This is a genomic window from Streptomyces sp. NPDC001002, assembly GCF_053599215.1.
This window is the reverse complement of the sequence record NZ_JBSFLV010000045.1, coordinates 1-14108: the sequence shown is the minus strand read 5'-3', so window position 1 is coordinate 14108 and position 14108 is coordinate 1. Positions and strand designations below refer to the sequence as shown.

General features: G+C 71.5%; 12 protein-coding genes. 5 read left to right on the top strand and 7 right to left on the bottom strand.

Annotated features, from left to right (window positions below):
* Positions 1-2: 2 nt before the first annotated feature.
* Genes ACWDR3_RS21475 through ACWDR3_RS21465 form a run of 3 tightly spaced genes read left to right on the top strand, consistent with a single transcriptional unit; the run spans position 3 to position 3596 of the window.
* Entirely contained in the window at positions 3-1376 is a 1374-nt protein-coding gene (locus tag ACWDR3_RS21475) for an NtaA/DmoA family FMN-dependent monooxygenase (protein WP_450354109.1), read from the top strand.
* On the top strand, positions 1373-2467 hold the full coding sequence (locus tag ACWDR3_RS21470) for an LLM class flavin-dependent oxidoreductase (RefSeq protein ID WP_450354108.1): 1095 nt from the start codon (positions 1373-1375) through the stop codon (positions 2465-2467). The genes ACWDR3_RS21475 and ACWDR3_RS21470 overlap by 4 nt, the downstream gene beginning before the upstream one ends.
* Positions 2460-3596 (top strand): LLM class flavin-dependent oxidoreductase, encoded by a 1137-nt coding sequence (locus ACWDR3_RS21465; RefSeq protein WP_450354107.1) that lies wholly within the window; start codon positions 2460-2462, stop codon positions 3594-3596. The genes ACWDR3_RS21470 and ACWDR3_RS21465 overlap by 8 nt, the downstream gene beginning before the upstream one ends.
* Here ACWDR3_RS21465 and ACWDR3_RS21460 read toward each other — a convergent pair.
* The 5 genes from ACWDR3_RS21460 to ACWDR3_RS21440 all read right to left on the bottom strand — a co-directional run bounded on the left by ACWDR3_RS21460 (position 3517) and on the right by ACWDR3_RS21440 (position 8260).
* The gene (locus tag ACWDR3_RS21460; protein ID WP_450354106.1) at positions 3517-4650 is read right to left on the bottom strand and encodes a phosphotransferase enzyme family protein; all 1134 of its coding nucleotides are present in this window, start codon (positions 4648-4650) and stop codon (positions 3517-3519) included. The two genes, ACWDR3_RS21465 and ACWDR3_RS21460, sit on opposite strands and share 80 nt — an antisense overlap.
* Entirely contained in the window at positions 4647-5408 is a 762-nt protein-coding gene (locus ACWDR3_RS21455; RefSeq protein ID WP_450354105.1) for an ABC transporter ATP-binding protein, read from the bottom strand. The genes ACWDR3_RS21460 and ACWDR3_RS21455 overlap by 4 nt, the downstream gene beginning before the upstream one ends.
* On the bottom strand, positions 5405-6175 hold the full coding sequence (locus ACWDR3_RS21450) for an ABC transporter permease (RefSeq protein WP_450354104.1): 771 nt from the start codon (positions 6173-6175) through the stop codon (positions 5405-5407). Before ACWDR3_RS21450 ends, ACWDR3_RS21455 begins: the two co-directional genes overlap by 4 nt.
* The gene (locus ACWDR3_RS21445) at positions 6172-7209 is read right to left on the bottom strand and encodes an ABC transporter substrate-binding protein (protein WP_450354103.1); all 1038 of its coding nucleotides are present in this window, start codon (positions 7207-7209) and stop codon (positions 6172-6174) included. Before ACWDR3_RS21445 ends, ACWDR3_RS21450 begins: the two co-directional genes overlap by 4 nt.
* Before the next feature lie 130 nt (positions 7210-7339).
* On the bottom strand, positions 7340-8260 hold the full coding sequence (locus tag ACWDR3_RS21440) for an ABC transporter substrate-binding protein (protein ID WP_450354102.1): 921 nt from the start codon (positions 8258-8260) through the stop codon (positions 7340-7342).
* Between the two features lie 451 nt (positions 8261-8711).
* Between ACWDR3_RS21440 and ACWDR3_RS21435 the strand changes: the two genes are divergently transcribed.
* Positions 8712-9593 carry a sulfurtransferase gene (locus ACWDR3_RS21435; RefSeq protein ID WP_450354101.1) on the top strand — a complete coding sequence of 294 codons (882 nt, stop codon included), beginning with the start codon at positions 8712-8714 and terminating at the stop codon, positions 9591-9593.
* Positions 9594-9771: 178 nt separating this feature from the next.
* Here the strand turns inward: ACWDR3_RS21435 and absR1 are convergent, their stop codons facing one another.
* Entirely contained in the window at positions 9772-10857 is a 1086-nt protein-coding gene (gene absR1, locus ACWDR3_RS21430; RefSeq protein ID WP_450354100.1) for a beta-glucuronidase AbsR1, read from the bottom strand.
* A 95-nt stretch (positions 10858-10952) separates the two neighbouring features.
* Here absR1 and ACWDR3_RS21425 point away from each other — a divergent pair, with 95 nt between their 5' ends.
* Positions 10953-12803, top strand: coding sequence for a LuxR family transcriptional regulator AbsR2 (locus ACWDR3_RS21425; protein ID WP_450354099.1), 1851 nt, complete (start codon positions 10953-10955; stop codon positions 12801-12803).
* Positions 12804-12913: 110 nt separating this feature from the next.
* On the opposite strand, the gene ACWDR3_RS21420 is transcribed toward ACWDR3_RS21425, so the two are convergent.
* Entirely contained in the window at positions 12914-13768 is an 855-nt protein-coding gene (locus tag ACWDR3_RS21420; protein WP_450354098.1) for a helix-turn-helix transcriptional regulator, read from the bottom strand.
* Between the last annotated feature and the right edge of the window lie 340 nt (positions 13769-14108).

Sequence of the window (14108 nt, the reverse complement as noted above, 5' to 3'; positions counted from 1 at the left end):
CCATGAGCAAGCCGCTGAAGCAGATCCATCTGGCCGCGCACTTCCCGGGCGTCAACAACACCACGGTGTGGAGCGACCCCAAGGCCGGCAGTCACATCGAGTTCAGCTCCTTCGTGCACTTCGCGCAGACCGCCGAACGCGCCAAGTTCGACTTCCTGTTCCTCGCCGAAGGACTCCGCCTGCGCGAACAAGGCGGGAAGATCTACGACTTGGACGTCGTCGGCCGCCCCGACACCTTCACCGTGCTGGCCGCGCTCGCCGCCGTCACCGAGCACCTCGGCCTGACCGGCACCATCAACTCCACCTTCAACGAGCCCTATGAGGTGGCCCGACAGTTCGCCAGCCTGGATCACCTCTCCGGCGGCCGGTCCGCGTGGAACGTCGTCACCTCCTGGGACGCCTTCACCGGCGAGAACTTCCGGCGGGGCGGCTTCCTGCCGCAGGAGGAGCGGTACTCCCGCGCCAAGGAGTTCCTGGCCACGACGAACGAGCTCTTCGACTCGTGGCACGGCGACGAGATAGTCGCCGACCAGGCGAGCGGCACCTTCCTGCGGGACGCGAAGGCCGGTTCCTTCGTCCACGACGGCCAACACTTCGACATCCACGGCCAGTTCAACGTCCCGCGCTCCCCGCAGGGCCGCCCGGTCATCTTCCAGGCCGGCGACTCCGACGACGGACGCGAGTTCGCCGCCTCCTCCGCCGACGCCATCTTCAGCCGCTACGCGCAGCTGGAACCGGGGCAGGCCTTCTACACCGACGTCAAGAACCGCCTCGCCAAGTACGGCCGCCGGCATGACGAGTTGCTGATCCTGCCCGCCGCGAGCTTCGTCCTCGCCGACACCGACGCCGAGGCGGAGGTACTGGCGAAGGAGGTGCGCCGCCAGCAGGTCAGCGGCGCCACCGCCATCAAGCACCTGGAGTTCGTCTGGAACCGGGACTTGTCCTCGTACGACCCCGAAGGCCCGCTGCCTGAGATCGATCCCGACCTCGGGGAGAACCACATCTCCAAGGGCCGCGCCCAGGTGCGGATGTACCGCGACCCGCTGGCCACCGCCCGCGAGTGGCGCGAGCTGGCCGCCGCCAACAACTGGTCCATCCGCGACCTCGTCATCGAGACGGGCAACCGGCAGAACTTCATCGGCTCCCCGGAGACCGTCGCCAGGACCATCAACGAGTACGTGCAGGCCGACGCCAGCGACGGCTTCATCCTCGTCCCGCACATCACCCCGACCGGCCTAGACGACTTCGCCGACAAGGTCGTCCCGCTGCTCCAGGAACAGGGCGTGTTCCGCACCGAGTACGAGGGCCCGACCCTGCGCCACCAACTCGGTCTCGCTCACCCGGACGAGGCGGCGGCCGAGCGGGCCGCGTCGTGAAGTTCCTCGCGATCACGCTGATCGTCCACCGCCCCGACCCGGTCACCGGGGTGCTGAAACCGACCCACGAGCGGTTCCGCGAGGTGCTCGACAACGCCCTGCTCGCCGAGGAGTTGGGCTTCGACGGCTTCGGGGTGGGGGAGCGGCACGAGCGGCCGTTCATCTCCTCCTCCCCGACCGTCGTGCTGAGCCATGTGGCCGCCCTGACCAAGCGGATCCGCCTGTTCACCGCCGTCACGACCCTCAGCCTGCTGGATCCGGTCCGGGCGTACGAGGACTACGCGACCCTCGACCACCTCTCGAACGGGCGTCTCGACCTGATCATCGGCAAGGGCAACGGCGCCGCCCAGCGGGACCTGTTCCAGGTCACGCCCGAGGACCAGTGGGACCGCAACGCCGAGAGCTACGAGGTGTTCCGGCGGATCTGGCGGCAGGACAAGGTGACGGCGGCGACCCGCTTCCGCCCGCCGCTGGAGAACGCCGAGGTGTGGCCGCGGCCGTACCAGAAGCCGGTCCGGGTCTGGCACGGCAGCGCGACCAGCAAGGAGTCGGTCGACCTCGCCGCCCGTTACGGCGACCCGTTGTTCTCGGCGAACGTCACCAACCCCATAGAGCCGTATGCCGAGTTGATCCGCTACTACCGCGAGCGCTGGGAGCACTACGGCCACGACCCGGCCGACATCGCGATCGGCGCCGGCACGGCGGGCGTCCTCGTCACGCCCACATCCCAGGAGGCGTTGGCCGCGTACCGGCCGATCTTCGAGTCCAACCTGGCCTTCTTCAAGCAGGCGGGCCTGCCCGTCGTCTTCGAGACCCTGGAGGACTATGTCGAGCGCAGCTCGGCCCTGATCGGCAGCCCGCAGCAGGTCATCGACAAAGTGCACCGCTACCACGAGCAGTTCGGGCACACGGTGGTCCATCTGCACGCGGACGCGAGCGGCCTGTCCGACGCCCAGCACCGGGACTCGCTCGAACTCTTCCAGTCGGCGGTCGCCCCGGTCCTGCGCACGGACATCCCGGACCCGCCCTTCGACTGGGGCCCGGTCCTGCCGACACCATCGGTCGGCAGCGAGGAGCCGACCCGTGTCTGACATCCCCCTCGGCGTCCTCGACCTGGTTCCGATCTCGTCGGGCTCGACCGCCGCCGACGCCCTGCGCAATTCCATCGACCTGGCCCGACAGACCGAACAACTCGGCTACGCCCGCTACTGGTTCGCCGAGCACCACCTCAACCCCGGGGTCGCGGGCACCTCCCCGGCGGTCGTCCTGGCCCTGACCGCCGCCGTCACCTCCACCATCCGTCTCGGCTCCGGAGCCGTTCAACTCGGCCACCGCACCGCGCTGTCGACGGTGGAGGAGTTCGGGCTGATCGACGCGCTGCACCCCGGCCGCTTCGACCTGGGCCTCGGCCGCTCGGGCGGACGCCCGCCGGGGGAGCGGCCCACCGGGCCGACGGCCACACCCGTCGTCGACGGACGCGCCCCGAACGGCCTGCTCATCCCGCCCCGCTTCTCCTTCGAACGCCTCCTCGGCTCACCCCGCATCGCCCTGCAACGCAAGCTGCTCCTGCTGCCGGGCGCCGAATCCCAGGACTACGCCGAGCAGATCGACGACATCCTCGCCCTGCTGGCCGGCACCTACCGTTCCCCGGAGGGCGTCGAGGCGCACGTAGTGCCCGGCGAGGGCGCGGAGTTGGAGCTGTGGATCCTGGGCAGCAGCGGTGGCCAGAGCGCCGAGGTCGCGGGCGCCCGAGGCCTGCGCTTCGCCGCCAACTACCACGTCAGCCCCGCCACAGTCCTGGAGGCGGTGGACGGCTACCGCGCCCACTTCCAGCCCTCCGACCACCTTGAGAAACCCCACGTCAGTGTCTCCGCGGACGTCGTGGTCGCCGAGGACGACACCACCGCCCGCGAACTCGCCACCGGGTACGGCCTCTGGGTCCGCAGCATCCGCACGGCCGAGGGCGCGATCGCGTTCCCGACCCCCGAGGAGGCCCGCACGCACACGTGGACCGACGAGGACAGGGAACTGGTCCAGGACCGCCTCGACACCCAGTTCGTCGGCTCGCCGGGCCGGGTGGCCGACCTGCTGGAACAACTCCAAGAGGCCACCGGCGCCGACGAGTTGCTCATCACTACGATCACCCACGACCACGCGGACCGGGTGCGTTCGTACGAGCTGCTGGCACAGGAGTGGCGTCGGCGGGGGCACAGCTCCTGAGAAGGTCCAGGAGTCGTCGGCCCGACGCTCCGGCGAACCACTCGGCGTGCCCGACGTAGTACTCGTACGCCAGACGGGAGTTCTCCGCGGACCGGGTGACGCCGTGGAAGTAGCCCAGCTCGGAGAGGGCGAACTCCGCGTGCACGAGCGGCAGTAGCTCCGGGAGCGCTGCCGACTCGGCGGGGGTGAGGGGCCGTACGGACCGGTAGCCGCCGAGGAGGGCGACGGCGTCGGCCTCGCGGACCGGGCGGTCGGGGTGCAGCCACTGCACCGCGTTGCGCTCGATCGCCGTGGCCAGGTCGTGCACGGCGGTCGTGCGGTCGCTCATGCCGAAGTCCAGGACGGTGGAGACCCGACCGGCCTCGTCCCAGAGGAGGTTGGAGGCGTGCCAGTCGTTGTGGGTCCAGAGCGGGGTGAGGTCCGGAAGGTGGGGAGCCAGGCGTTCGTGGAGGGGGAGCAGGACGCGGTGCGTGTCCTCGCGCCAGGGGAACTCCCTTAGGGCAGCGGCCAGATGGGGGCGCTCGGACACGTACCGGTCCAGCGCAGCCGTCGGGTCGTCGTCGGCGAACACCGTGAACGACGCGACCAGCGGCTGCACTTGACGGCGTGGAGCGTCGAAGCCGGCTGCGGCCAGGTGGAGCCGGGCCAGCGCCTCGCCCGCCGCTCGCGCGTGCGCGGTGGACCGGAACGGCGACCAGGACAGCGCGTCCCGATACAGATCGGTGCCGACTCCGGCCGAGTGCACCTCGTACGTCCACTCACCGCGCGCCACCGCGTCCAGCACCTTCACCACGGGCGCGCCGTGCTCCCGCAGATGGCGCAGGAACGCGTGCTCCTCCGAGAGCCCGTCGAGGGTTCGTACGGAGACGTGGTGCCGTTTCACGAACAGGCGTCGCCCGTCGCGCTCGACGACGGCCGCCGCCGAAAGGGGACGCGGGCTGCGCCACACCACCCGCGCCGGGCCGACCACTTGGGTGACCTCCGCGTCGGTCAGCGGGGCCCAGTCGGGGCGGACCGGCTCGGTGCCAAGGCCGTGCGCCAGGTGTGAACTCACGGTGTCCTCAACGCCGTTGTGCCCCGCAGGGAGTCCAGGATCCGGCGCTCGGTCGCCGCGAACTCGGGTGCCGTGAAGTCGTCGGCGCCGCGCGGGCGGGGGAGCGGTACCTCGACGCGGTCGACCACCGTGGCGGGGCGCGGGGAGAGGACGTGCACGGTGTCCGCGAGCAGTACCGCCTCCCGGATGTCGTGGGTGACCAGGACGACCGTCCAGCGGTGGCGCTGCCACATGTCGGACAGCCACAGCTGCATCTCGGTCCGGGTGAGGGAGTCGAGCGCGCCGAACGGCTCGTCCAGCAGCAGGACAGGCCGTCCGAGGACGACCGTGCGCAGCAGCGCCGCCCGCTGCCGCATACCGCCGCTGAGCTGGGCGGGGTACGCCTTCTGGAAGCCGTCGAGCCCGAAGTCGGCGAAGAGTGCGTCGGCCCGCGCCCGCGCTTCCTTATTCCGTACCCCTTCTGCCTCCAGCCCCAGCGCCGTGTTGTCCAGCACTGTTCGCCAGGGGAACAGGAGGTCCTTCTGCGGCATGTAGGCGACCTTGCCGGACTTCACGCCGGCCGGCTCGCCCTCCACCAGCACCTGCCCGGAGGTGGGCCGGTCGAGCCCGGAGACCAGGTTGAACAGCGTGCTCTTGCCGCTGCCGCTCGGGCCGATCACTGCCGCGAACTCGCCCGGTTCCACGGCGAGTTCGAGATCCCTCAACACCTCAAGCGGCCCGAAGGACTTGCCCACACCCGCGATGCGCACGCTGCTCACGACTTCGCCTCCTTGAGCGACCGCTCCCACGGCAGCACCAGCCGCTGCAACAGATACGTGGCCCCGAACAGCGCGATGCTCAGCGCCGCCGTCACCCCCACCGCCGCGAACACCAGATCCGTGCGGAACGCGCTCTTCTGCGCCTGCATGTAGATCCCCAGTCCCGCCTCGGCGCCCGCGTACTCGGCGAACACCGCGCCGACCACGGCGTAGGTGATGCTCACCCGCAGCCCCGCGAAGAAGTACGGCATCGCGCTCGGGACCCGGACCAGCCGGAACGCCCGCCACCGGCCCGCGCCGAGCGAGCGCAGCAGCCGCATCGCCTCGGTGTCGGTCGCGGCGAAGCCGGCGGCCAGGTTCGCCGCCAGCGGGAAGAACGTCGTCAGGGTGACGACCAGCATCTTCGGCAGCAGCCCGAAGCCGAACCAGATGATCAGCAGGGGAGCGACCGCGACGATCGGGATCGTCTGCGAGGCGACCAGCAGCGGATACAGGCCCCGCCGGGCCGCCGAGGAGAAGTCCAGCAGGACGGCGACCGACCAGGCCGCCACGAAGGAGAGCGCGAAACCGAGCAGGGTCTCCTGGAGGGTGGGCAGGGTCTGCGCCCACAACTCCTCGCGGTTGGCCCAGCCTTGGGTCACCACCCGGGCGGGACTCGGCAGGGTGGTCGGATCGACTCCGGCGACGGACACGTACAGCTGCCAGCCGCCGATCACGACGGCCAGGAGCAGCAGGGGCGGCCACAACGACCGCAGCAGGGCTCTCACTTGGCGGCCGGGAGGTAGGCGTCGGTGAAGAAGGTGGAGGCGTCGGGGGCCGAGGTCAGCTTCTTGCCGTTGGCGTCGACCAGCAGACCCGCCCGGTACCCGAAGTCCGCGAACGCCTTCCACCGTGCCGCGCTCTGTGTGCCGATCGAGCCGTCCGCGCCCCGGTAGTACTCCTTGGCGAGCAACTCCTCGCTCTTCTTCACCAGTTCGGTGTTGGTGAGCACGCTCTTGTTGGCCGCGACCAGCAGATCGGCCGCCTGGTCGGGATGGTCGGCGGCGTACCGGTAGCCCTTGTCGACGGCGGCCAGGAACTTCTTCGCCACCGCCGGGTTCTTCTTCAGGTACTGGTCCGAGGACGCCACCAGCGTCGAGTAGATCTCCGGGAACCCGTAGTCGGAGAGCTGGAAGTTCTTCAGCGGCTTGCCGCTCAGCTCCGCCTCCAGGCCCTCCCAGGTCGGCATCGGCATGGCGAAGTCCGCCTTGCCCGCGTAAAGGGCCGCGTACGCCGAGGTGTTGAGGGTGATCTGCTTGAAGTCGCCCTGGCCGCCCGCGTTCTGGATGACCTTCTGCAGCAGCGGCTTCTCGTAGGGGGCGCCGAAACCGGCGTACGTCTTGCCGTCCAGGTCCTTGGGCGAGGCGATGTCGTCCCGGTCGGCCTTGACGGCGATGGTCACGTTCGTCTTCTGCGTCACCGCGTACACGGAGGTGATGTCCTGGCCGGCCGCCCGCGCGGTCGTCACGCCCTCCTGGTAGGAGATCCCGAAGTCGGCCTTGTGGTTCGCGATCAGCGTCTCGGGCGCGGTCGACCCGTAGGGCACGATCTTCAGATCGATCCCGGCGTCCTTGAACCAGCCCTTCTGCAACGCCACATAGATCCCGGTGTGGTTGGTGTTCGGGGTCCAGTCGAGCGCGAGGGTGACGGTCGTGGTGCCGTCCTTGGTGGCGGTGGACGTGTCCGCCGAGCACCCGGTGACGGCGAGCAGGGAACTCGCGGCTATCGCGGACAGGGCGGACAGAGCGGTACGGCGGTGCATGGCAGGGTCCTTCACACGGAGGGGAGTCGGGCGTGGCGGGGCGGTAGAGCCCGACACAGCGCGCTGCCCACCCGCATGAAGTCGACGGCGAGACGCCGGGTCAGCGTCCCCGCCTGGCAGATCCGGACGCTCACGCGGCCACGTCCAGCAGGCCGTTGGTGAAGGACCGGTCCCAGTCCCGGTCGTGCGCGAGCGCGCCGTTCTCCGCGAGCCAGTGCGCGTAAGGGCCCATGCGGTGCGGGTCGATCACGCCCCAACGCCCTTCCTGGTCCGTCCAGGTGGGGGCGATCAGTGCGAGCGACCGTGCGATCAGCGGGCGCGGGAAGTACGGGATGACCCGCTCAAGGAGTTCCAGGGTGCCCTCGGGCCGCGCGGCCGCCGCCGCGTAGCCGCGGGCCGTGACGGCGAGGAAGTCCCGTACCAGGGAAGGCTGTTGGTCGAGCAGCCGCTCGCTCGTGCCCAGCAGATAGCTGTGGTAGCGCGGTGCGCCTATCTCGTCGACGGGCCAGGTCAGGCGCCGCTCCTCGGGCAGGTCGCCGCGCAGTGCGTCCCAGGACCAGTAGTTGCCGAAGGTGGCGTCGGCCTCGCCCGCCTCGATGTCGTCCACGGTCAGCTCGCGGGCGCCCGCGTCGACGGTGATCACGGCGTCCGGGTCGCCGCCGTCGGCCGCGACCAGGTGCCTGACCATGGCCCGGCCGCGCGGGGTCGGGTTGTAGGCGAGCCGGCGGCCCGCGAGGTCGCGCGGGCGGGTGATGCCGGTGGAGGTCGTGGTCTGCACCGCCTCCAGGCCGCGGTGGTTGACGGCCGCCACCGCGATCAGCGGCTGCGCGTGCTCGGCGCGGCGGGCGAGGAGCCGGTTCGGCGGGAAGATCCCGAAGTCCACCTCGCCCCGCGCCAGGTACTCCAACGTGTCGCCACGCCCCGGATCCTGCACCACCAGCTCGACGTCCAGACCGGCTTCGGCGTACCAGTCACGGGCACGAGAGACGTACAGACCGGCTGAATTCGGCCACGGGTGGAAATAGTCGAGCATGACCCGGATGTGCGGCATGGAGGTACTCCGAAGGCGGCGCGCGTCGGCGCGGTGAAAGGCGGGGCAGGCGGGGAAGGCGCGGAGGTGTCAGCGGGACCCGTGACAACAAGAACCGTGACAACAGGCTCCGTGGCGACAAGCTCCCGGACGACAACAGGAGCCCCATGCCAGGGCGTTGGCCGCCGGAGGCACAGGCATCGGCTCGACTGCTGCGTACACGTGAACTCCTACGCGGGGCGCCCGAAGGCGCGATAGGTGCGGTCGGCGTCCCCATGGGGACCGTGCTCGACGAGCCGGTCCCAGACGCCCTCTCAGCCCAACCGGGTAGGGGCTCCCGCGTAGATGGCCGAAACCATAACCGCAGCTCCCGGATCCTGTGCAAGCGCGTTCCAAAATGTGGGACGAGGCTGACCGAGGGACAAGACGCCCAGGTCACAGGGGTGGCCGCACCGGCGTACCATCGGCCGCCATGACCTCCCTGCTGCCCGGCCCCCTGGTCGACGACGCCTGGCTGGCCGACCATGTCGACGACCCGCGGCTGGTCGTCCTCGACGCCACCTGCCTGCTGCCCTCACCGCGCCACGACGGCGACTACCGGTACGCGAGCGGACGCGGGAGCTGGGCGGAGCGCCATCTGCCCGGCTCGCGCCACGCCGACCTGACCGGGGACTTCGCCGATCACGACGCGCCGTACCACTTCGCCGTGCCCTCGCCCGACGCCCTCGCTGCCGCGCTGGCCCGGCTCGGTGTGGGGCGGGGGAGTGCGGTGGTGACGTACGACACGGGTGGCGGGATCTGGGCGGCCCGACTGTGGTGGATGCTCCGCGCGATCTCCGTACCGGTGGCGGTGCTCGACGGCGGCCTCGCGGCCTGGGAGGCGGCGGGTCGCCCGCTCGCCATCGGCGACGACACACCGCCGGCGCCGGATGTCGTGCCCGTCACTCCCGCCCCGCGCCCCGATCTGTGGACCGGCATCGAAGAGGTGGCCTCGATCAGCCGCGGCGAACGCCCCGGCGTGCTGGTCTGTGCCCTGCCCACCGGCGGCTACGACGGTTCCGTGCCCACCCGCTACAGCCGCCGCGGGCACATCCCCGCCAGCCGCAGCCTCCCCGGCCGCGACCTCCTCGACGCCGATGCCCGTGTCCTGCCGCCCGCCGAACTCGCCGCGAAGGTCGGCGCGGTGCTCGACACCGCGGAGTCACCCGTCGTCCTCTACTGCGGCGGCGGCATCGCGGCGGCGGGCGCGGCCCTCGCCCTCACCCTGCTCGGCCGAACGGACGTGTCGCTCTACGACGGTTCGCTGGAGGAGTGGTCCAAGGACCCCGCGCGGCCAGTGGAGTTGGGGCGCTGAGGCAGACGTATCTTCGCGACTGACGGGCGGACCGTTCGACGGTGATCACGGCCGCTTCCGGGACATGTGGCGTGGCCGGGCAACGGTCTCCCTCCCCCGAAGGCGACCGTTGCCCGACCGCTCCCCCGGCGCCGGACAGGTGGTCCAGCACGCCCGAGTGGTGCGGTTCTCCGTGCTGCTACCAGCACATGACCGCTGTCTGTCCCGGTCCCCAGGCCGAGTACAGACGCACACGGACGTAGTAGCGGCGGCCCTTGACGAGACGGGCCCTGATGGTGGCGTTGTGCGGTGTTCCGCCGTCGTCGCGGCCGGTCAGGTAGCGGGGCTCCTCGTCCCGTTCCTCGAAGACCACGACGACGGTGTCACTGTCGCCGAAGGTGCCCACGGTGTATTCGCGGGTCTCCGGCGGATCGATCACGAAGTCCGCCTGCTCGCCAGGGCCCAGACCCAGCGGCGCCGAACGGAAGGGCACCAGCGCGGGCGGCTGCGGCGGATCGGCCGGCGGATACCAGCGCAGCACGAACTCCTTGTCGGCCGGCGACAGCGAACCCGGCGGATTCAGACCCGCCCGGAACTGCTCCGGCTCCAGGATCAGCCCGCCCGAGAACGGATACTCCATGATCGACTGCGGGTCCCAGACGGAGCCGTTGACCTCGTCCGGGTCCAGCTTGCGCAGGATGTTGAAGAACGTCTTGTCCCGGCTCCAGAAGTTCGGCGAGCCCGCCAGATCGGCGTAGACGGCCTCGTCGTCCCAGTGGATCCCGGCGAACGGGCTCTGGTGCTCGTGCAGCATCCCGAGGGCGTGCCCGATCTCGTGCAGGGCCGTCCCGCGCTCCCCGGGCGCGGTCAGGTCCCAACCGAAGTTCATCGTGCGGTCGTTCACGCCGACCTGCAGCGCGTCCCGGCCCACTGTCGACCACGAGCCGTCGCCGAGCTGGAACCCGATGCGCACCTCGGCCTCCGTGCGGTCCGCGACCTCGACGAAGGACACGCCGAGTCCGAGATCCCGCCACTCCTGGAAGCACTCGCGCACCACGTCCCGCTGCTCCTTGGCGCCGACCCACGACACCCGCCGCACCGCCCCGGTGCCCGGGACGGGGATCACGGAGGCGTCGCCCTCGCCGTCGAAGAAGCAGTAGTGCAGGACCGTGCCGTTGACCCACATCCGGTTGCCCGAGATGAGCGCACTGCGCCGCTCGGCGGTCAGCCCTGCCGCGAAGGCGGGGGCCGACTGCTGCGCGAGGGAGCAGTAGCGTCCGGTCATGCGCACAGCCTGCCCCGAACCAGGTCACAGGCGCCTGAGTCGGGGTCTACTCAAGTCGCCCTGTATCAGGACTGAGTACTCGCGCTCATACTCCCGTGACGACTTTCGAACGCGACGCGAAGACCCTTGAACTGCCCTGGCCGTTCACCGGACGAGAGGACGAGCTCGAGCTGATCCGCCGGTCCCTGACCGCGAGCCACCACGGCATCGTGGTCACCGGCCCCGCGGGCTCGGGCAAGACCCGGCTCGTCACCGAGGCACTGCGGGGCAGCGACCGGGCCAGGGCGGCCGGCACTCCCGAGACCCGCCACCTCTCCTTCGCCGCGTTCGCGCACCTCCTGCCCGAGACGGTCTCCCTGCACCGGGCGGTCCAACTCCTCTCCGGCATACGGTTGTTGCTGGTCGACGACGCCCACCTGCTCGACGACGCCTCGGCCGCCCTCGTGCACCAGCTCGCCGTACACGGCCGCACCCGACTGGTGGTCGTCGCGGCCGACGGCACACCGGTACCCGGCGCGATCTCCCGCCTGTGGACGGGCGAGTTGCTGCCCCGCCTCCTCCTGGAACCGCTGCCCCGCGAGGACACCGAACAGCTCCTCGCGGCCGGCCTCGGCGCGGACCTGGAGCCGCTCACCCTCAACCGACTGCTCCGCCTCTGCGGCGGCGACCTGCGCCTGCTGCGCGACCTGGTCGACGCGGTGCGCGAGCGTGGGCTGCTCAACCGCCGCCCGGACACGGAGAGTTGGTCCTGGCGCGGCCCGCTGCCGGTCACGACGACAGTCCGCGAGCGCGCCGCGCGCGTGCTGGACCGGCCGCACGGGGACGAACGCGAGACCCTCCAACGCCTGGCCTTCGGCGAGCCGTTGGAGCAGGACACGGATGCCTTCGACCTCCATGTCCTCGAACACCTGGAGGCCGACGGCCTGGTGCGCATCGACGAGCACCGGGGAACTCCCGTCGGCCTCACCACCGTCCGCCTCGCGCATCCCCTGTACGGCCCGGTGCTGCGCGCCGCGGCCGGCCGGCTGCGGGCACGCCGGCTGGCCCGGCGACCCGAGCAGTGGCGGCCGGCCCTCGACGCCGAGGCCGCCGAGCTGACCGGGCGGATCGAGCGGGCGGACGTCAGGACCACGGCCACGCCGGTGGGGGAGTGGCTGGTCGAGGAGGGCGCGTCGGTGCCGGCGGGGTACGCCGCCGTACGCGCCCGGTATGCGCGGCTCCGGGGGGAGCTGCGCGAGGCGGCGGCCTGGGCGAGGGAGGGACTGCGGGACGACGGGGGAGACCTGTCCTGCCGTACCGAACTCGCCCTGGCCACCGCCCAGTCGGGGGAGACGGGCACCGCTTGCACGGCCGCCGGGGGACCGCTCGGGGGCGGCGCGGCCGTGTGGCTGGCGGTGTCCGGGGGGGACGTCGACGGGGCGCTCGAGACGATCGGAGCGGGAGACTCGTACGAACTGTACGAGGCCGTTCGTCTCGGCGCCCCGGAGGCGGTCGTCGACCGGCTGCCCGCCGACGGTGTCCTCGCCCTGCACGCCGACGCGCTCGCCCGCGGCGACGGACCCGACCTGGACCGGGCCGCCGAGGCGCTGGAGCGGCGCGGCCTGCTGCTGTTCGCCGCAGAGGCGCACGCCCAGGCGGTACGGGCCCACCGCGACCCGCGCGCCGCGCGCACCTCACGCACCCGTGCCGTCGCCCTCGCCCGCCGCTGCCAGGGTGCCCGCACCCCGGCCCTGTCCGGCCTGGTCCTCGGTGAACTCACCGCCCGCCAGCGGCAGATCGTCACCCTGGCGGCCGCGGGCCTGAGCAACCGTCAGATTGCGGAGCAACTCACCCTGTCCATCCGCACGGTGGGCAACCACCTCTACAGCGCGTACGCCCGGCTCGGCGCCAGCGACCGCGGGGCGCTGCCCTGGCTCACGGCGGTACCGGACGCCCAGCCGGCCTGAGCCGCACACCGGAGCGGCGGTCTGACCCCCGGTATTCGGGGGAGGGGTCAGGCCGCCCTGTCGTGTCCGGACACGGGACGCCCTGCGCGGTCGACCCGGCCCCACCGCCGTCAGCCGACGGGAAAGGTGTCCGTGCCCACGACGTTCAGCAGGGCCAGCTTCTCGTGGCTCTCGGTGCCCGGCGTCGCGGTGAAGATGAGCAGGGACTGGGACTGGTCGGGGTCCAGCAGGTTCTGGCAGAACAGGTCGATGCGGCCGACCTGCGGGTGGACGAACCGTTTGGCGTCGCTCCAGCGCAGGCCGACCTCCTGCTGATCCCACAGGGACGCGAACTCGCCGCTGCGGCGCAGGAGTTCGGCCACCAGGCGGGCGGCCTGCGACCGGGGTCCTTCCCGCGTGGAGGCGGCTCGCAGGAGGGCGACGTTCACCCGGCTGTTGAGACCGTGGTCGTCGGGGAGGTAGCGCTCGCGCGCGGCCGGGTCGGTGAACCAGCGGTAGGGGGCACTGCGCGCCTGACCGGTGTAGTGGGTCTGCTCCCCGAGCAGGGCCACGGCTGGCGCCGTCTGCAGCAGGGTCTCGCCGAGCGGGCCCATCACCTGTGCCGGCGTGTCCTGCAGCCGGTCCACGACCCGCATCAGCCCCGGACTGACGTGCTCACCACGCAGCTGCCGGTGCGGTGCGCGGTGCCCGCACAGCAGGAACAGGTGATCGCGCTCGTCCGGCGTCAGGCGCAGACCGCGGGCGACGGCGGCCGCCATCTGCGGCGAGGGCTGCGGCCCGTCCCCGCGTTCCAGCCGGGCGACGTAGTCCGCGGACATGTCGCACAGTTCGGCCACCTCCTCCCTGCGCAACCCGCGCGTGCGGCGCCGCGATCCGCGCCGCAGCCCCACGTCCTCCGGCTGCAGCGCCTCCCGACGGGCCCGCAGGAAGGCACCCAACTGGGCGCGGTCCACCGACTGTTCCATGAAGAAGCCCCTCCCTGAAGTCCGCCGCGCTCTGTACGCCGGTCCACGCATCGTCGCAGGCCCGGACGACCGCAGCCACGGACTGCGAGTCAGTGGATGAGCGGATCCTTCATCCGTGCCACCGGGTGCCGTGGACTGGTCGCAGTTCCGCGGTGACCGACACCGCGGCGAGCGAACGGAGGAGGTCCCCATGGACAAGAGGACGGATACGCGGACGGGCCGGCGGACGGGCAAGTGGACAGCCGCGCCGAGGTGAGGAAGCGGTCCGTCACGACGGCGGTGACCTCGGGCGGCTTCGGCTGCGCCACCTGGACGCGCACGGTCACCGCGGGGGCGATCC

Excerpts from the sequence above, each read along its gene's own strand:
- ACWDR3_RS21475 (WP_450354109.1), top strand. The coding sequence starts at position 3 with ATGAGCAAGCCGCTGAAGCAGATCCATCTGGCCGCGCACTTCCCGGGC.
- ACWDR3_RS21445 (WP_450354103.1), bottom strand. The coding sequence starts at position 7,209 with ATGCACCGCCGTACCGCTCTGTCCGCCCTGTCCGCGATAGCCGCGAGT.
- ACWDR3_RS21435 (WP_450354101.1), top strand. The coding sequence starts at position 8,712 with ATGACCTCCCTGCTGCCCGGCCCCCTGGTCGACGACGCCTGGCTGGCC.
- absR1 (WP_450354100.1), bottom strand. The coding sequence starts at position 10,857 with ATGACCGGACGCTACTGCTCCCTCGCGCAGCAGTCGGCCCCCGCCTTC.
- ACWDR3_RS21420 (WP_450354098.1), bottom strand. The coding sequence starts at position 13,768 with ATGGAACAGTCGGTGGACCGCGCCCAGTTGGGTGCCTTCCTGCGGGCC.
- ACWDR3_RS21440 (WP_450354102.1), bottom strand. The coding sequence starts at position 8,260 with ATGCCGCACATCCGGGTCATGCTCGACTATTTCCACCCGTGGCCGAAT.